This is a genomic window from Pseudomonas sp. MD330_10 (assembly GCF_042610415.1).
GTDB classification, from domain to species: Bacteria; Pseudomonadota; Gammaproteobacteria; order Pseudomonadales; family Pseudomonadaceae; genus Aquipseudomonas; species Aquipseudomonas rhodesiae.
In genome coordinates, this window is the sequence record NZ_JBHGZU010000018.1 from 1 (window position 1) to 17899 (window position 17899).

A 17899-nucleotide genomic window follows, 5' to 3' on the forward strand; every position below is an offset into this window, starting at 1 on the left:
TTTCCCCATGTGAGAGTAGGTCATCGTCAAGATTAAATTCCGAAACCCCAATTGCGAAAGCAGTTGGGGTTTTGTTTTGCGCGCTCGAAAAGCCGTGGGCATCATCAGCGCCGACTTCGGTGCTAAAGTCCATACCCCCGATTTTGCTTTCCCAAGGAAGCTGTTATGCCGGATGCGATGTCCCTCAGCGCTGGATTCATGGTGGTTCACGGTAACCGCTTGGATGAGTTGCGCAGCCTGGTGGTTAGCTGGATGCGCCGGTATCCCCTAGCGCCCCTGGAAAATGAAATTGCATTGGTACAAAGCAACGGTATTGCCCAGTGGCTCAAGCTGGCATTGGCTGAAGATCCGGAAGACGATGACATGGGCGGCTGCGGCATCGCTGCTGCCATCGACGTACAACTCCCCGGCAGTTTTATGTGGCAGCTCTATCGCATGGTCCTGGGGCGTGACGAAATCCCCCCCAAATCCTTGCTCGATAAAGCCCCACTCACTTGGCGGTTGATGCGCCTACTGCCCGAGCTCATTGACCAACCGCACTTCGAGCCGCTGCAGCGCTTCCTAACCCACGACACCGACCTGCGCAAACGCTACCAATTGGCCGAACGCTTGGCCGACCTGTTCGACCAATATCAGGTCTACCGCGCCGACTGGCTTGAAGATTGGGCCGCCGGTCGGCATCAACTGCGCAATGGACGAGGTGAGGCCAAGCCCCTCAGTCCGGCGAACTGCTGGCAAGCCGAGTTATGGCGTGCGCTGCTGCTGGATGTCGGTGAGGAGGGCATGGCCGAAAGCCGTGCCGGCGTGCATCAGCGCTTTATCGAACGCATCAATACCCTCGAGGAAGCTCCACCCGACCTCCCTTCACGGGTCATCGTGTTCGGTATTTCGTCATTGCCCGCCCAGGCTCTCGAAGCACTCGCCGGTCTGGCTCGTTTCAGTCAAGTTCTGTTATGCGTACACAACCCCTGTCGCCACCATTGGTCCGACATCGTCGCCGACAAAGACCTGCTTCGAAACGAATACAAACGCCAAGCACGTAAAGCCGGCATGCCGATCAGTATCGACCCGCAAACCCTGCACCAGCATGCCCATCCGCTGTTGGCTGCTTGGGGCAAACAGGGGCGCGACTACATCAGCCTGCTGGACAGTTACGACGATCCCAATAGCTACCGCGCCGCATTCCGCGATGGACGCATCGATCTGTTCAGCGAGAGCACCCCGACCACACTGCTCAATCAGTTGCAGGACGATATCCTCGAACTGCGCCCACTCAATGAAACCCGCGATCTATGGCCCGCTGTCGACTTGGAGCATGATTCGTCTATCCGTTTCCACATCGCCCACAGCGCGCAACGTGAAGTCGAAGTGCTGCACGACCAACTCCTGCAGCGCTTCAGTGCCGATCCCACGCTGCGTCCTCGTGACATCATCGTTATGGTCCCGGATGTCGACAGCTACGCGCCGCATATCCGTGCTGTGTTCGGTCAGCTTGAGCGCAACGATCCGCGCTTTATCCCGTTCACCCTGACGGACCAGGGCCAACGCGGCCGCGATCCGTTGCTGATCGCAGTCGAGCATCTACTTAAACTCCCCGACAGCCGCTTCCCCGTCAGCGAAATCCTCGATCTGCTCGACGTTCCCGCCCTGCGCGAACGCTTTGCAATCAAGGAACGCGACCTGCCGACGCTGCATCGCTGGATCGAAGGCGCCGGTATCCGCTGGGGGCTCGACGCGCAACAACGTGCCGGCCTGGGCCTGCCTGCTGAGCTTGAACAGAACAGCTGGCGATTCGGCCTGCGCCGCATGTTGCTGGGGTATGCGGTGGGCAGTGGCGCGGCCTGCGAAGGTATCGAACCTTACGACGAAATTGGCGGCCTCGACGCGGCGCTGATTGGCCCGCTGGTTGCCTTGCTCGATGCGCTGAGTGACGCTCATCAGGCCTTGTCCGAGCCAGCAGCGCCGCAGCAATGGGGCGAGCGCTTGCAAGACTTGATGCAGCGGTTCTTCCTGGCCAGTAGTGAACACGATGACTATCTGCTGAGCCAACTGGAACAGCTGCGAGAAACCTGGTTGGAAACCTGTGAGTCCGTCGGCCTGCAGGACGAGTTACCGCTCACCGTGGTCCGCGAAGCCTGGCTCGCCGGTCTGGATCAAGGCCGATTGTCCCAGCGTTTCCTCGCCGGAGCTGTCAATTTCTGCACCCTGATGCCCATGCGTGCCATTCCCTTCAAGCTCGTCTGCCTGCTGGGTATGAACGACGGCGATTACCCTCGCGCCCAGCCACCGCTGGACTTCGACCTGATGGGCAGCGACTACCGCCCAGGCGACCGGTCCCGTCGCGAAGACGACCGTTACTTGTTGCTCGAAGCCCTGCTCTCTGCCCGAGACCAGCTCTACATCAGTTGGGTCGGCCGCAGCATCCGCGACAACAGCGAGCGTCCGGCTTCGGTGCTGATCGGCCAGTTGCGCGATCATCTCGCCAGCGGCTGGAAACACGCGGCAAACGACGCCCCCCTCATTGACGCGCTGACCCAGGAACACCCATTGCAGCCGTTCAGCGCCCGCTACTTCCACGCAGGCGATCCGCTGTTCAGCTACGCCCGCGAATGGCAGGTATTGCACGAGGACGCGCCCGTCACCGGCACGGAGCCGGAATTGGCGCAGCATCAGCAAGAAGAACCTCTAAGTCTCGGTCAGTTGCAGGATTTCCTACGCAACCCGGTTAAACATTTCTTCAGCCAGCGTCTGAAAGTGTTCTTTGAAGCCGCCGAAGTACCTCTGGCCGATGAAGAACCCTTCGTTCTTGATGCTCTGCAACGCTACAGCCTGAGCGACAGCCTGCTCAATGCCGCGCTGAGCCAACCGGAGCACCTCGACCAGGCGCTCAAGGCGCAGGCCCAGCGCCTACAAGGCAGTGGCCTGCTGCCCATGGTTGGTTTCGGCGAATGTCTGCGCAACGAACTGATCGAGCCTTTGCCCGGCCTGCTGCAACGCTACCAGCAACTACTGGCCCTATGGCCAATCCCGCATACCGCGACGGAACCGGTCAGTTTTGAGCATCAGGGGATCAGGTTGGAAGGCTGGATCAGTGGGCTGCATCGGCGCAGTGATGGCGGGTTGCTCAGCGTCAGCACCATTCCTAATAGCATCGGCTCGATCAAGACACGCAAGTGGCATCGTCTGATCCGCCCGTGGGTCAATCATCTGGTGGCCTGCGCTTGCGGGCTGCCGTTGAGTACCGGCCTAGTGGCCAGTGATGACACCTTGCTGCTGGCCCCGCTGGACCCAGCGCTCGCCCAGGATATCCTCGGCCACCTGCTCCTGGCCTGGCACAGTGGCATGCGCAAGCCGCTGCCGGTGGCGGTCAAGACCGCATTCGCCTGGTTGGGCCAGACCGATCCGGCCAAAGCCCATGCCGCGGCGAGCAAAGCCTACGAAGGCGACGGGCTGACCACCGACGGCGAACGCCGGGAAACCCCCGCACTCACGCGCCAATTTCCGGATTACGCAGCCTTGGTGGCCAGCGAAGAATTCGAAGGTTGGTGCGAAACACTGTACCGACCCATGCTTGATGCGCCGTGGCGATCACTTACTGGCGAGGAGGCCCGCGCATGAGCAGCACACCTTTGGCCCTGGCCTTCCCACTCAAAGGTAGCCAGCTGATTGAAGCCAGCGCCGGCACCGGCAAGACCTTCACAATTTCCGCCTTGTACCTGCGCCTGGTGCTTGGCCACGGCGGCGATGCGTGGGGGTTTGGTCGTGAATTGCTGCCGCCGCAGATCCTGGTGGTGACCTTCACCGACGCCGCCACCAAGGAGCTGCGTGAGCGTATCCGCATTCGCCTGGCTGAGGCCGCGCGGTTTTTCCGCGATGAGATCCCGTCGCCCGACGCTCTGATCGCCGACCTGCGTGTGCACTATGCGCCTGAGCAGTGGCCCGCCTGCGCTAACCGCCTGGACATCGCTGCCCAGTGGATGGACGAAGCGGCTGTGTCCACCATCCACAGTTGGTGTCAGCGCATGCTGCGCGAACATGCGTTCGACAGCGGCAGCCTGTTTACCCAGACATTGGAAACCGATCACAGCGACCTGCTCGGCGAAGTACTGCGCGATTACTGGCGGCTGTTCTGCTACCCGATGCACGACGATGCCCTCAACTGGGTGCGCACTCATTGGGGCGGCCCCGCTGCGCTGATGCCGCGCGTGCGCGCGCTGTTCGGCAGCGAGCGTCCCAGCGACGAAACCCGCGATCCCGCCGAGTTGATCAACGCCTGTTTGCAGGAGCGCCGCGAAGCGCTGGTCGCCCTCAAAGCGCCCTGGCAGCAATGGGCCGCCGAACTGCGCGATCTTTGCCTGCAGGCCGTGGCTGCCAAAGCCGTCGACGGTCGCAAGATGCAAGCGCGCTATTTCGAGCCCTGGTTCGAAAAAATCAGTGCCTGGGCAAGCGACGAAACCCAGGAGCAACTGGACATCGGCACCGGCTTCACACGCCTTACGCCCGAGGGCATGGCCGAAGCTTGGAAAGGCGAGCCGCCCCGGCATCCCGGTATCGATGCCATGGCCAACCTCAAAGCCAGCCTTGACGCGTTGCCCACCCCGGACGCCGCCGTGTTGCAACACGCCGCCGCCTGGGTGGGTAAACGCTTCGAAGAGGAAAAACGCCGACGCGCCGAAATGGGCTTCGATGACATGCTGATCCGCCTCAACGCGGCCCTTCAAGCAGAGGGCGGCGAGCGCCTGGCCAGCGTGATCCGCGAGCAATTCCCGGTCGCGTTGATTGATGAGTTCCAGGACACCGACCCGGTGCAGTACAGCATCTTCGACAGCATCTATCGCATCGAAGAAAACCACCTGGATAGCGGCCTGTTCCTGATCGGTGACCCCAAGCAAGCGATCTACGCTTTCCGTGGCGCCGACATTTACACCTACCTGCGCGCACGTAAATCCACACTCGGCCGCCATCACACCCTGGGCACCAACTTCCGCTCCAGCCATGCCATGGTCGACGCAGTGAATCATGTGTTCCAGCGTGCGGAGTCCGGGCGCGGTGCGTTTCTGTTCCGCGAGCCGAATGGCGATAACCCGGTGCCGTTCCAGCCGGTATTGTCCCAAGGCCGCAAAGAGACCTTGCTGGTCGACGGCCAGCCTGTGCCGGCGATGAACCTCTGGCACTTGGCAACCGACCAGCCGATTTCCAACGCGGTGTACCGCCAGCAGCTGGCTGCTGCTTGTGCTACGCAGATTGTTGAGCTGCTCAATGCCGGGCAGCAAGGCAAGGCCGGTTTCCTACAGCCGGACGCCAGCTTCAAAGGTGTATTGCCGTCGGATATCGCCATCCTGGTCCGCGACGGCAAGGAGGCCCAAGCCGTGCGTGCGGAATTGGCCGCTCGGGGTGTGCGAAGCGTGTACCTGTCCGATAAGGACTCGGTGTTTGCCGCCCAGGAAGCCCATGACCTGTTGGCCTGGCTCAAGGCCTGCGCCGAGCCGGATATGGAGCGCCCCCTGCGTGCCGCCCTGGCGTGTGTCACGTTGAATCTGTCGCTGCCCGAACTGGAGCGTCTGAATCAGGACGAATTGGCGTGGGAAAGCCGCGTTATGCAGTTTCGCGGTTACCGTGCGATTTGGCGCACCCAAGGCGTGCTACCGATGCTGCGGCGTTTGCTGCACGACTTCAAATTGCCGCAAACCCTGATCGCCCGCAGCGACGGCGAACGTGTGTTGACCAACCTGTTGCACTTGAGCGAACTGCTGCAACAGGCCGCCTCGGAGCTGGACGGCGAACAAGCGTTGATCCGCCACCTGGCCGAGCATCTGGCGCTCTCGGGTCAAGCCGGTGAAGAGCAGATCCTACGCCTGGAAAGCGATGAGCAATTGGTCAAAGTGGTCACCATCCACAAATCCAAAGGTCTGGAATACGACCTGGTGTTTCTGCCGTTTATTTGTTCGACCAAACCCGTGGACGGCAGCCGCCTGCCGCTGCACTACCACGATGAACATGGCAAATCCCAGGTCAGCCTGCGCCCGACCGCCGAGCTGATTGCCCAGGCTGACGACGAGCGGCTGGCCGAAGACCTGCGCTTGTTTTATGTCGCCCTGACCCGCGCCAAGCACGCGTGCTGGCTGGGCATCGCCGACCTCAAGCGCGGCAACAGCAGTAGTTCGGTCCTGCACTTGTGTGCGCTGGGCTATTTGCTTGGCGGCGGCAATGTGCTGCGCGAGTCGGCGGGCCTGGCCCGTTGGCTGCTGGATTTGCAGGACGGTTGCCCAGCCATCCATTACGCCCAAGTGCCTGAGGCGCAAGAGGTGCTGTTCCACCCGCCGCGCAACCAGGCCACGCTGCTCGCGCCGTTGTTGCCCAGCCGCAAGGCGGCGGAAAACTGGTGGATTGCTTCCTACAGCGCGCTGCGTATTGGCGACAGCCTGAGCAGCCCGACCCTCGAAGCGCCCGAAAACCCACAAGCGCAAAAGCTGTTCGATGACGAGCGCCTGGACCCGGATGCACCGCGTGAAGTGGCAGCGTCTGGTGGCGACATTCACCGTTTCCCACGCGGCCCCAACCCCGGTACCTTCCTGCACGGTTTGCTGGAATGGGCGGGTGAAGAAGGCTTCAACGTGACGCCGCAGGCCATCGAACAAGCCGTCGGCGCGCGTTGCAATCGGCGCAACTGGGAGGGGTGGATCGTTACCCTCAGTGCCTGGCTGGGCCATCTGCTGCACACGCCACTGCCTGTGGATAACGGTCGCGTGGCCTTGAGCGGCTTGCGGCACTATCAGATCGAGATGGAGTTCTGGTTCGCCAGTCATAAGGTCGATGTGCTCGCCCTGGATAAACTGGTGTGTCAGTACACCCATGACGGCGTCGCCCGGGTGGCTGCCGAACCAGTGCTGCTCAACGGCATGTTCAAGGGGTTTATCGACCTGACGTTCGAACACGATGGCCGCTACTACGTGGCCGACTACAAATCCAACTGGCTCGGGCCTGACGATTCGGCCTACACCCCGCAAGCCATGGAACAGTCGATCCTTGAGCATCGGTATGACCTGCAATATGTCCTCTACCTACTGGCCCTGCATCGCCAGCTCAAGGCACGGTTGCCCGACTACGATTACGACCGCCACATTGGCGGCGCACTGTATCTGTTCCTGCGCGGCACCCAGTCTTCCAGCCAAGGCGCGTATTTCACCCGGCCGCCACGGGCGCTGATCGAAGGCCTGGACCTGTTGTTCCAAGGCAAACCGCTGCCACCCAAAACTGAGCCGGCCTGGGAACAAGGAGTGCTGTTATGAGCCTGTCGCCATTACCGCTGGAGGCACTAGCGCCGCTGGAACGCTCCGCCGATCTGGTGCAATTACTGGAACGCTGGGTCGAGCGCGGCTGGTTGCGGGCGCTGGATAAGGCTTTCGTTGGCTTCCTGCACGAACTCGATCCCCAGGCCGATCCTCTAGTGTTGCTCGCGGCGGCGTTGACCAGCCACCAATTGGGTCACGGGCACGTCTGCCTTGATCTGTTCGAAACCCTAAAGGCGCCGGATTTTGCCCTGTCCCTACCGCCCGAAGGCGACCTGCAGACCGGCGCGATGTTGCTTCCGTCGCAGTTGCTCGATGGCCTCGATGGCGCCCATTGGTGCCATGCACTGGCCGCCAGCTCGTTGGTCGCCCTTGCACTCGACGGCAGTGAAGCGGCACAAAGCCGGCCTCTGGTGCTGTCGGGGAAACGTCTGTACCTGCGGCGCTACTGGACCTACGAGCGACGCATCGATTCCGCATTGCGCCAGCGCCTGGCGACACAGGAAAACTTCACCGCCGATTTGCCCGAGCGGCTCAATGGCCTGTTCGCTCAACCCGCGCCCGACGGCGTAGTGGACTGGCAGAAACTCGCCTGCGCCCTGGCTACCCGAGGGGCGTTCAGCATCGTTACCGGCGGCCCCGGCACCGGCAAGACCACCACTGTGGTGCGCCTGCTCGCGCTGTTGCAGGCGCCGGCCGTGGAATCCGGCAGCCCGCTGCGCATTCGCCTGGCCGCTCCCACTGGCAAAGCGGCGGCGCGCCTGACCGAATCCATCAGCCAGCAAGTGCTGTCGCTGAGTGTTCCCGATACGGTGCGGGAAAAGATCCCGACCCAAGTCACCACCGTCCACCGTTTGCTGGGCAGTCGCCCTGGCACTCGGCATTTCCGTCACCATGCGGGCAACTTGCTGCCCCTGGATGTACTGGTGGTGGATGAAGCCTCGATGATCGACCTGGAGATGATGGCCAATCTGCTGGACGCGCTGCCGCCTCACGCCCGTCTGGTATTGCTGGGCGACAAGGATCAACTGGCCTCGGTGGAAGCCGGTGCCGTGCTCGGCGATTTATGCCGCGACGCCGAAGCCGGTTGGTACAGCCCCGACACGCGCCAGTGGCTACAAGCCGTCAGCGGTGAAGACCTCAGCACCAGCGGCCTGAGCGAAGACCTGGACCACAGCCACCCCCTGGCGCAACAAGTGGTGATGCTGCGCTATTCGCGGCGGTTCGGCGAAGGTAGCGGCATCGGCCAACTGGCGCGCTGGGTCAACCAGCAAAAAGCCGAAGAGGCCCGCAAGCTGCTGGCCGCGCGCAGCCACAGCGACCTGTTCTGCGTCAGCCTCAAGGGCGAACACGACCACGCGCTTGAGCGCCTGGTGCTGGACGGGCAGGGCGGCGGTGCCGAGGGCTATCGCTATTACCTGAACCTGCTGCAATCGGCGCGTCCGTCACCCGCCACCCCCCGTGACGACCACGCCTGGACGGCCTGGGCGCAGCAATTGTTGCAGGCCTTCGACGCGTTCCAATTGCTCTGCGCCGTGCGCAAAGGTCCGTGGGGTGTGGAGGGGTTGAATCTGCGAATCACCGCGGCGCTGCGTAAAGTGCGGCTGATCGAGGGTGACGAGCAATGGTACGAAGGTCGCCCGGTGCTGATGACGCGCAACGACTACGGCCTGGGCCTGATGAATGGCGATATCGGCATCGCCCTCAAACTGCCCGAAAGCGACGGTGGCCCTCAGGTGCTACGGGTGGCTTTCCCACGTAATGACGGCCAGGGCGGCGTGCGATTCGTGCTGCCCAGCCGCCTGAACGATGTGGAAACCGTGTACGCCATGACCGTGCACAAATCCCAAGGCTCGGAATTCACCCACACTGCGCTGATCCTGCCCGACGCCCTGAACCCGGTGTTGACCAAAGAATTGATATACACCGGCATCACCCGCGCCAAGCGCTGGTTCAGCCTGATCGAGCCGCGCGGCGGTGTGTTTGAGGAAGCGGTGCGGCGCAAGGTCAAGCGCTTGAGTGGGTTGATGCTGGAGTTGGATCAAGGCGCCTAAAAAATTGACTGATAGGTCATCTAATATTTCTGATTCTACTGCCTGAATTTTCTGAAAAAATAGCGGACCTCGCGAAGGCACTGCCTCGCGGGGTTTTCCGCCGCTGTGCTATCGTTGCGGCATCACCCCACGAAAACACCTGAGAGAATCGCAGCATGAACGTGGCTGTCTCGCCCACAGAGTGCCGTTGGAGCTGGAGACGCCTGCTGCTGATGGCGCTGCTGTGTGCGCTGGCGCCATACGGGTTTGCGGACGTCCCGGCCACCGAGGGTATGGCCGCGCAGCGTGCCCAGGCGGTCACTCAGGTGGTACTCGGTATTCTCAGTTACGCGCGCTGGCCGGTGGAGCCAGCGCAATTGCGCCTGTGTATCGTCGGGCCCACCCAATACACCGATGACCTGATCAAAGGCACCACCCAGGCGACCGGCCGTCCGGTGGTGGTGCAGCGCCTGTTGGTCAACCATCCCGATATCGTCAACGCCTGCGACGCGGTGTACATCGGCAAGCTTACCGCCGATGAGCGCAGCCAATTGTTTGCCTCGTTGATCGGCCACCCGGTGCTCAGCATCAGCGAAGGCGGCGACCAGTGCACCGTCGGCAGCTTGTTTTGCCTGCGCGTAAGCGATGAACAAGTGTCGTTCGAGGTCAACCTCGACTCGGTGGCACGCAGCGGCGTGCGCATTCACCCCAGCGTGCTGCAACTGTCCCGCCGCCGGGCGCCTGCTCCATGACCCATGTGAAAGTGCGACCTAGCCTGCGCTCGGTTATCGGCCGTGGTCATTTGATCCTGGCTCTGGTGGCGGTAACCCTGGCCAGTGTGTCCCTGACCCTGCTCGGCGTGCTGGCGCTGCGCGTCTATGCCGAACACAACTTGCACCTTATCGCACGCTCCATCACTTACACCGTGGAAGCGGCGGTGGTGTTCAACGACCGCGCCGCAGCCACCGAGGCACTGAGCCTGATTGCGTCCACCGAAGAGGTGGCCGATGCCGACGTTTTCGACGCCAATGGCAAGTTACTGGCCCACTGGGCACGCCCCGAAACCGGCATGCTCTCGCGGGTGGAACTGGCACTGGCGCATGCCCTGCTTGAACAGCCGATCAACCAACCGATCCTGCACCAAGGCCGTACCGTCGGCAGTATCCACCTGACCGGCCACGGCGGCAGCCTGCTGCGCTTTCTGCTCAGTGGTCTGGCCGGGATTCTGATCTGCACCGCCCTCAGCGCCTGGGTCGCATTACACCTGGCCCGGCGACTGCTGCGCGGGATCACCGTGCCGTTGCAAAGCCTGGCCGCCGTGGCTCACGCCGCTCGCAGCGAGCGGGATTTTGATCGACGTGTACCGCCCGCGCGCATCGCCGAACTCGACAGCCTGGGCAGTGACTTCAATGCCTTGCTCGGCGAAATGGAAGCTTGGCAAAGCCACCTGCAAAGCGAAAACGAAACCCTGGCCCACCAGGCCAACCACGACAGCCTGACCGGCCTGCCCAACCGCGCGTTCTTCGAAGGTCGGCTGATTCGAGCCCTGCGCGGCGCGGCCAAGCTCGACGAGCGGGTCGCGGTATTGTTCCTCGACAGCGATCGCTTCAAAGACATCAACGACAACTTCGGCCACGCCGCCGGCGACGCGGTGCTGGTGGCTGTCGCTGCCCGTGTGCGCGCGCAACTGCGTGACGGTGACCTGGTGGCGCGCCTGGGCGGTGACGAGTTCGCCATCCTGCTTGCGCCGTTGCACAAGGCCGAGGACGCGCAACGCATCGCTGACAAGATCATCGCCAGCATGGACATGCCGATTGACGTGCCGGGTGGCTCTCAAGTGCTGACGTCGCTCAGCATCGGCATTGCCATTTACCCCGAGCATGGCGCCACGCCCGGCACCTTGCTCAATGCCGCCGACGCGGCTATGTACCAGGCCAAACGCCTGACCCAGGGCGGCCAGCACACGGCAGAGTCGGAGCACTCTGCTGTTAACGTTCAACACAGGAGTTGATCCCTTGTTCTCGACTGCACGCGTTCTGTTTCTTACTGTGCTGGTGGCCTTGTTGGCCCTCGGCGGCTGTCAGACACAACCACCTAAAGGCCTGACCCCGGCGCAAGTCGCGGTACTCAAACAACAGGGCTTTGAACTCACGGATGACGGCTGGGCATTCGGTCTGTCGGGCAAAGTGCTGTTCGGCAGCGACATCGAAACCCTCAACCCGCCGAGCACCGCGATCGTCCAACGCATCGGCAAAGCCCTGCTCGGCGTGGGCATAGAGCGCGTACGCGTGGACGGCCATACCGACGCCTCCGGCAAAGAAGCCTACAACGAGCAACTCTCCCTGCGCCGCGCCAAAAGCGTGGCCACGGTGCTGACGAGCGTGGGTATGAAAGAAGAAAACATCCAACTGCGCGGCTTGGGCAGCAGCCAGCCCGTGGCATCCAACGATACAGCCGCAGGGCGCACCGAAAATCGGCGGGTGGCGATTGTGGTGATTGCCGACTGAGCGGTTTCGGGTGCTTCAACCTGAATGCCGATCAAGTATGAGCTTGCTCCCGGTAGCGGTGGGTCAGCAACACAGGTATCGACTGAGCAGGCCCCATCGGGGGCAAGCCCCCTCCCACCTCGAATGCATTGCAGGTTGAATACCTGGCTGACGAAACCAGATCAAATGTGGGAGGGGGCTTGAACCCGATGGCGGCGTGGCTGACCCACGGCTAGTCCCTGCCCACCGGTTGGTCTGGTTTCGGCCGATTAATCCGCAAATCGCATCTCCCGCGTTTCCCCCATCAACAACCCCCGGTTCTGCTCGGTCACTTCCCGGATGTAGTCCCACAACAACGTAATCCGCTTCAGCTTCCTTAAGTCCTCCCGGCAATACATCCAAAACTGGCGCGTGATCGTGATTTGCTCCCCCAGCACCGGCAACAAGCGTGGGTCTTGTGCCGCCAGGAAGCACGGCAGTATCGCCATCGAGCGGCCCTGTTGTGCCGCGACGTACTGGGCAATCACGCTGGTGCTGCGCAGGCTGGCGCTGGCGCCGGGGACTACGTTGGCCAGGTAGAGCAGCTCGGAGCTGAAGGCCAGGTCATCGACGTAACTTATAAACGGGTGGGTGGCCAGGTCCGCCGGGCGTTGGATCGGCGGATGTTGGTCGAGGTAATCCTGGGTGGCGTACAACTGCAGGGTGTAATCGCACAGTTTGCAGCACACGTACGGCCCGTGTTCCGGGCGTTCCAGGGCGATGACGATGTCGGCTTCGCGCTTGGACAGGCTGATGAAATGGGGCAGGGGCAGGATGTCGACGGAGATCGCCGGGTAGGTGTCGACAAAGTGGCTCAATTGCGGCGTGACGAAGAAGCTGCCGAAGCCTTCGGTGCAGCCCATGCGCACATGCCCGGACAGTGCGACACCGGAGCCGGACACCTGCTCGCAGGCCATGTGCAGGGTGCTTTCAATGGACTCGGCGTAGCCCAGCAATCGTTGGCCTTCGGGGGTGAGTACAAAGCCGTTGGTGCGGGATTTTTCGAACAGCAGCGTGCCCAATGACACTTCCAGCGAACTGATGCGCCGCGACACCGTGGTGTAGTCCACCGCCAGGCGCTTGGCGGCGACGCTGGCCTTGCGGGTGCGGGCCACTTCGAGGAAAAACTTCAGGTCATCCCAGTTCAGGGAGCCCAGCGACGTGATGTTTTTTTGCATATTGGTCCGGCTTTTATGTGCGTTCTTATTAGAGATTTGCACATCTATACTCCAAAAACAGTCCGAACGCCTCATTCTTCAAGGCGGTTCAACGCCTTGGTTCTCTGCATATAAATAAGAATTGGAGACCACATGAACGCATCTGCCGAAATTTCCGTACAACCGGTCAAGTTGCTGATCAACGGTGAGTGGGTCGAGTCCAAGACCACCCAATGGCAAGACATCGTCAACCCCGCCACTCAGCAAGTGCTGGCCAAAGTCCCGTTTGCCACCGCCGATGAAGTCAACGCCGCCATCGATGCCGCCCATCGCGCCTTCCAGACCTGGAAGCTGACGCCGATCGGCGCGCGCATGCGCATCATGCTCAAACTGCAGGCGTTGATTCGCGAACATTCCAAACGCATCGCCGTCGTCCTCAGCGCCGAGCAGGGTAAGACTATTGCCGATGCCGAGGGCGATATTTTCCGTGGCTTGGAAGTGGTGGAGCACGCCTGTTCCATCGGTACCCTGCAAATGGGCGAGTTCGCCGAGAACGTCGCCGGTGGCGTCGATACCTACACCCTGCGCCAGCCCATCGGCGTGTGTGCGGGCATTACCCCGTTCAACTTCCCGGCGATGATTCCGCTATGGATGTTCCCGATGGCCATCGCCTGCGGTAACACCTTCGTCCTCAAACCGTCCGAACAGGACCCACTATCGACCATGCTGCTGGTGGAGCTGGCGCTGGAAGCCGGCGTACCGGCCGGTGTGCTCAACGTGGTGCATGGCGGCAAGGACGTGGTAGATGCACTGTGCACCCATAAGGACATCAAGGCGGTGTCCTTCGTCGGCTCCACCGCCGTCGGCACCCATGTGTATGACCTGGCCGGCAAGCACGGCAAGCGCGTGCAATCGATGATGGGCGCCAAGAACCACGCCGTCGTGCTGCCGGATGCCAACCGCGAACACACCCTCAATGCCTTGGTCGGCGCCGGTTTCGGTGCGGCAGGCCAGCGCTGCATGGCCACCTCCGTGGTGGTGCTGGTGGGGGCGTCCAAGCAATGGCTGCCGGACCTGAAGGCGCTGGCACAGAAGCTCAAGGTCAACGCCGGCAGCGAAGCCGGCACCGATGTCGGCCCGGTGATTTCCAAGCGCGCCAAGGCACGCATCCTGGAATTGATCGAAAGCGGTGTACAGCAAGGCGCCAAGCTCGAATTGGACGGTCGCGACATCCAGGTACCGGGTTTCGAGCAGGGCAACTTTGTCGGCCCGACCCTGTTCTCGGGCGTGACCACGGACATGCGCATCTACACCGAAGAAATCTTCGGCCCGGTGCTGGTGGTGATCGAAGTCGACACCCTTGATGAGGCCATCGCCCTGGTCAACGCCAACCCATTCGGCAATGGCACCGGCCTGTTTACCCAGAGTGGGGCGGCGGCGCGTAAATTCCAGAGCGAAATCGACGTGGGCCAGGTGGGTATCAACATCCCGATCCCAGTGCCGGTGCCGTTCTTCAGCTTCACCGGTTCCCGTGGTTCCAAGCTCGGTGACCTCGGCCCCTACGGTAAGCAAGTGGTGCAGTTCTACACCCAGACTAAAACCGTCACGAGCCGCTGGTTCGACGACGACACGGTCAACGATGGCGTCAACACCACCATCAACCTGCGCTGATTCCGGGAGACCCTCATGAAGATTGCATTTATCGGTTTGGGCAACATGGGCGCGCCCATGGCCCGCAACTTGATCAAGGCCGGCCACGCGCTGAACCTGTTCGACCTCAACCAGACCGTGCTCAAGGAACTCGCCGAACTGGGCGGTACCATTAGCGACTCGCCACGCCATGCGGCCCAGGGCGCGGAGCTGGTGATTACCATGCTGCCCGCCGCCGCCCATGTGCGCAGCGTGTGGCTGAATGACGATGGCGTACTCGCCGGTATCGGTAGCGGCGTGCCGGCGGTGGATTGCAGCACCATCGACCCGCAGACTGCTCGCGACGTGGCCGCAGCGGCAGCCAAACACGGCGTGGCGATGGCCGACGCGCCCGTCTCCGGCGGCACCGGCGGCGCCCAGGCGGGTACGCTGACCTTTATGGTCGGTGCCACCCCGGAACTGTTCGCTACCCTGCAACCGGTGCTGGGGCAAATGGGCCGCAACATCGTGCATTGCGGTGAAGTAGGTACTGGTCAGATCGCCAAGATCTGCAACAACCTGTTGCTGGGCATCAGCATGGTGGGCGTCAGCGAAGCCATGGCTTTAGGCGATGCGCTGGGGATCGACACCCAGGTGCTTGCGGGCATTATCAACAGCTCCACCGGGCGCTGCTGGAGTTCCGACACTTACAACCCGTGGCCAGGCGTGATCGAAACTGCCCCGGCGTCTCGCGGCTATACCGGCGGTTTCGGCGCGGACCTGATGCTCAAGGACTTGGGTTTGGCCACCGAAGCTGCCCGCCAGGCCAAGCAACCGGTGATTCTGGGCGCTGTGGCCCAACAGTTGTATCAATCCATGAGCCAGCGCGGGGAGGGCGGCAAGGACTTCTCGGCGATTGTTAACAGCTATCGCAAGCCTAAGTAGATCCTACGCAAAGGAAACTGCGTGGTGAGCAGGACCAGCCCGCTCACCACCAACCTGCCCAATCCCCCCATAAGCGGGTGATTACTCAGGCGAACACAAAATACTTACGCACCGTCTCGACCACTTCCCACGTTCCCTTCATTCCTGGCTCCACCACAAAGATATCCCCAGCCCGCAAGTGAATCGGCTCCATCCCCTCAGGCGTGATCACGCAGTAGCCTTCCTGGAAGTGGCAGTACTCCCACTTCACGTATTCCACGTACCACTTGCCTGGGGTGCAGATCCAAGTGCCCATGATCTTGCTGCCGTCTTCGCTGGTGTAGGCGTTAAGGTTGACGGTGTGCGGGTCGCCTTCGAGCTTCTCCCATTTGCAGGCATCCAGGACCGGCAAGGGATGGGTGTCGCGCAGTACGGTAATGGGCTTGGACATGATGACTCCGAGGCAAGGAAACGAGAGTCGAACCCTATAGCGTCGCCAGCACCCTCAGTGGTCTGAACTCGACATCGGGATGTCCAGAAGCGCAGATGAATAGGGTGTTATTGGCACGGCGAGGTCAGTGTGGGAGGGGCTTGCCCCCGTTGGCGGCGTCACAACGGGCACCTGGATCAACTGGCTCGCTGAGTCGGGGGCAAGCCCCCTCCCACATTAGGCGACATATTCGAGCGTGAATACGCCTGTTTCTCGCAGTAAGTGCGAAAGAACTCCCTTCTTACGCCAGATTTTGCAAGAAAATTCACAGCAGGCCCTCGTATCATTCACCCCAGTAACGACCGAGAGCCTTGAGCATGAACCCAATAAAAACGTGGTGGGACATCAGCCCGCCCTTGAGCGCGGCCACGCCCACCTGGCCGGGCGATACGCCGTTTCAGGAAGAACGCGTATGGCAGTTCGGCCCGGAGTGTCCGGTGAATGTCGGGCGCGTGACCTTGTCGCCGCATACCGGCGCCCATGTGGATGCACCGCTGCACTACAGCGCCGACGGCGCGCCGATTGGCGAGGTGTCGCTGGATGTGTACATGGGCCCTTGCCGAGTGCTGCATTGCCTGGACAGTGGCGCGCTGGTGCAGCCTCATCAGCTCGACGGTCGTGTGGATAACTTGCCCGAGCGCGTATTGCTGCGTACTTATCCACAAGCGCCGCTGACCGAGTGGGATGAGAATTTCACCGCCATCGCCGCGCAAACCATCGAGCGGCTTGCCAGCCTGGGGGTGCGGCTGATCGGTATCGACACCCCGTCCCTGGACCCGCAACAGTCCAAGACCATGGACTCTCACAACGCCGTGGCCCGGCATGGCATGGCGATTCTCGAAGGCATCGTGCTCGACGACGTGCCGGAGGGCGACTACGAGCTGATCGCCTTGCCGCTGCGCTTTGCCCACCTCGACGCCAGCCCGGTCCGCGCAATCCTGCGCCCGCTCAAGGAGCCCACGCGATGAGCCAATGTCCCTTTTCTGCCGACTACCAAGCTCCGGAAGAATGGCATAACGCCGAGCTGAATTTTTCCGAGTCCATGAGCTACGGCGACTACCTGGACCTGGGCAACGTGCTCAGCGCCCAGCACCCGCTGTCGCCGGACCACAACGAAATGCTGTTTATCATCCAGCACCAGACCTCCGAGCTGTGGATGAAGCTGATGCTCCATGAACTCAAGGCCGCCCGCGAACACGTGCGCCTGGGCGAGTTGCCGCCGGCGTTCAAGATGCTGGCGCGGGTGTCGCGAATCTTCGACCAACTGGTGCATGCCTGGGCCGTGCTGGCGACCATGACACCTTCGGAATACAAGGCCATTCGCCCGTTCCTGGGGCAGTCGTCGGGGTTCCAGTCGTTTCAGTACCGTGAGATCGAATTTATTCTCGGCAACAAGAGCCCAGCGTTGTTGCGACCCCATGCCCATCGACCGGAATTGTTGCAGCAACTGCAAGTGGCGATTGCCACGCCGTCGCTGTATGACGAGGCGATCAATTTGATGGTCAAGGCCGGTTTGGCGATTGACCCGCAACGCGCCGAACGCGACCCAACGGCCGCGACCGTACACGATGACTCGGTGGAGGCGGCATGGCGCGAGGTGTATCGCGATCCGAGCCGTTACTGGGACCTGTACCAGTTGGCCGAAAAGTTTATCGACCTGGAGGACTCGTTCCGCCAGTGGCGCTTCCGCCATGTGACCACGGTGGAGCGCATCATCGGCTTCCAACCGGGCACCGGGGGAACCGAAGGCGTGGGTTACCTGCGCAAGATGCTCGACACGGTGTTGTTCCCCGAGCTGTGGCGAGTGCGTTCCACGCTGTAAACAAATATGGGAGGGGGCAACCCCCCTCCC

The 17899-nt window shown here is 61.9% G+C and carries 12 protein-coding genes; 10 read left to right on the forward strand and 2 right to left on the reverse strand.

Translation table 11 applies throughout. The features are described 5' to 3' along the window. The first annotated feature begins 165 nt into the window (after positions 1-165). The 6 genes from recC to ACFZPT_RS21925 all read left to right on the forward strand — a co-directional run bounded on the left by recC (position 166) and on the right by ACFZPT_RS21925 (position 11829). Positions 166-3618 (forward strand): exodeoxyribonuclease V subunit gamma, encoded by a 3453-nt coding sequence (gene recC, locus ACFZPT_RS21900; RefSeq protein WP_034115086.1) that lies wholly within the window; start codon positions 166-168, stop codon positions 3616-3618. Further along, positions 3615-7289: an exodeoxyribonuclease V subunit beta gene (gene recB / locus ACFZPT_RS21905; RefSeq protein ID WP_034115085.1), complete on the forward strand. Its 3675-nt coding sequence runs from the start codon at positions 3615-3617 to the stop codon at positions 7287-7289. The genes recC and recB overlap by 4 nt, the downstream gene beginning before the upstream one ends. Further along, the gene (gene recD / locus ACFZPT_RS21910) at positions 7286-9343 is read left to right on the forward strand and encodes an exodeoxyribonuclease V subunit alpha (protein WP_034115084.1); all 2058 of its coding nucleotides are present in this window, start codon (positions 7286-7288) and stop codon (positions 9341-9343) included. The genes recB and recD overlap by 4 nt, the downstream gene beginning before the upstream one ends. A 155-nt stretch (positions 9344-9498) precedes the next feature. Beyond that, positions 9499-10074 (forward strand): YfiR family protein, encoded by a 576-nt coding sequence (locus tag ACFZPT_RS21915; RefSeq protein ID WP_034115083.1) that lies wholly within the window; start codon positions 9499-9501, stop codon positions 10072-10074. Further along, positions 10071-11333 (forward strand): diguanylate cyclase domain-containing protein, encoded by a 1263-nt coding sequence (locus ACFZPT_RS21920; protein ID WP_034115082.1) that lies wholly within the window; start codon positions 10071-10073, stop codon positions 11331-11333. Before ACFZPT_RS21915 ends, ACFZPT_RS21920 begins: the two co-directional genes overlap by 4 nt. A 4-nt stretch (positions 11334-11337) precedes the next feature. After that, positions 11338-11829 (forward strand): OmpA family protein, encoded by a 492-nt coding sequence (locus tag ACFZPT_RS21925; RefSeq protein ID WP_034115081.1) that lies wholly within the window; start codon positions 11338-11340, stop codon positions 11827-11829. 248 nt (positions 11830-12077) lie between these two features. On the opposite strand, the gene ACFZPT_RS21930 is transcribed toward ACFZPT_RS21925, so the two are convergent. Next, complete coding sequence (locus ACFZPT_RS21930) at positions 12078-13025, reverse strand: LysR family transcriptional regulator (protein WP_034115080.1); 948 nt, start codon at positions 13023-13025, stop codon at positions 12078-12080. A gap of 132 nt (positions 13026-13157) precedes the next feature. Here ACFZPT_RS21930 and ACFZPT_RS21935 point away from each other — a divergent pair, with 132 nt between their 5' ends. Then, positions 13158-14675 carry a CoA-acylating methylmalonate-semialdehyde dehydrogenase gene (locus ACFZPT_RS21935; protein ID WP_034100588.1) on the forward strand — a complete coding sequence of 506 codons (1518 nt, stop codon included), beginning with the start codon at positions 13158-13160 and terminating at the stop codon, positions 14673-14675. A gap of 15 nt (positions 14676-14690) precedes the next feature. After that, the gene (gene mmsB / locus ACFZPT_RS21940) at positions 14691-15578 is read left to right on the forward strand and encodes a 3-hydroxyisobutyrate dehydrogenase (protein ID WP_034100586.1); all 888 of its coding nucleotides are present in this window, start codon (positions 14691-14693) and stop codon (positions 15576-15578) included. Between the two features lie 85 nt (positions 15579-15663). Here mmsB and ACFZPT_RS21945 read toward each other — a convergent pair whose 3' ends face one another. After that, positions 15664-16008 carry a cupin domain-containing protein gene (locus ACFZPT_RS21945; protein WP_003230905.1) on the reverse strand — a complete coding sequence of 115 codons (345 nt, stop codon included), beginning with the start codon at positions 16006-16008 and terminating at the stop codon, positions 15664-15666. Positions 16009-16364: 356 nt separating this feature from the next. Between ACFZPT_RS21945 and kynB the strand changes: the two genes are divergently transcribed. Then, on the forward strand, positions 16365-17015 hold the full coding sequence (gene kynB, locus ACFZPT_RS21950) for an arylformamidase (RefSeq protein ID WP_034115079.1): 651 nt from the start codon (positions 16365-16367) through the stop codon (positions 17013-17015). Continuing rightward, the gene (gene kynA / locus ACFZPT_RS21955; RefSeq protein WP_034115078.1) at positions 17012-17869 is read left to right on the forward strand and encodes a tryptophan 2,3-dioxygenase; all 858 of its coding nucleotides are present in this window, start codon (positions 17012-17014) and stop codon (positions 17867-17869) included. Before kynB ends, kynA begins: the two co-directional genes overlap by 4 nt. Positions 17870-17899 lie beyond the last annotated feature (30 nt).

Excerpts from the sequence above, each read along its gene's own strand:
- recC (WP_034115086.1), top strand. The coding sequence starts at position 166 with ATGCCGGATGCGATGTCCCTCAGCGCTGGATTCATGGTGGTTCACGGT.
- mmsB (WP_034100586.1), top strand. The coding sequence starts at position 14,691 with ATGAAGATTGCATTTATCGGTTTGGGCAACATGGGCGCGCCCATGGCC.
- ACFZPT_RS21945 (WP_003230905.1), bottom strand. The coding sequence starts at position 16,008 with ATGTCCAAGCCCATTACCGTACTGCGCGACACCCATCCCTTGCCGGTC.
- kynB (WP_034115079.1), top strand. The coding sequence starts at position 16,365 with ATGAACCCAATAAAAACGTGGTGGGACATCAGCCCGCCCTTGAGCGCG.
- recD (WP_034115084.1), top strand. The coding sequence starts at position 7,286 with ATGAGCCTGTCGCCATTACCGCTGGAGGCACTAGCGCCGCTGGAACGC.
- ACFZPT_RS21935 (WP_034100588.1), top strand. The coding sequence starts at position 13,158 with ATGAACGCATCTGCCGAAATTTCCGTACAACCGGTCAAGTTGCTGATC.
- ACFZPT_RS21915 (WP_034115083.1), top strand. The coding sequence starts at position 9,499 with ATGAACGTGGCTGTCTCGCCCACAGAGTGCCGTTGGAGCTGGAGACGC.
- recB (WP_034115085.1), top strand. The coding sequence starts at position 3,615 with ATGAGCAGCACACCTTTGGCCCTGGCCTTCCCACTCAAAGGTAGCCAG.
- ACFZPT_RS21930 (WP_034115080.1), bottom strand. The coding sequence starts at position 13,025 with ATGCAAAAAAACATCACGTCGCTGGGCTCCCTGAACTGGGATGACCTG.
- ACFZPT_RS21920 (WP_034115082.1), top strand. The coding sequence starts at position 10,071 with ATGACCCATGTGAAAGTGCGACCTAGCCTGCGCTCGGTTATCGGCCGT.
- kynA (WP_034115078.1), top strand. The coding sequence starts at position 17,012 with ATGAGCCAATGTCCCTTTTCTGCCGACTACCAAGCTCCGGAAGAATGG.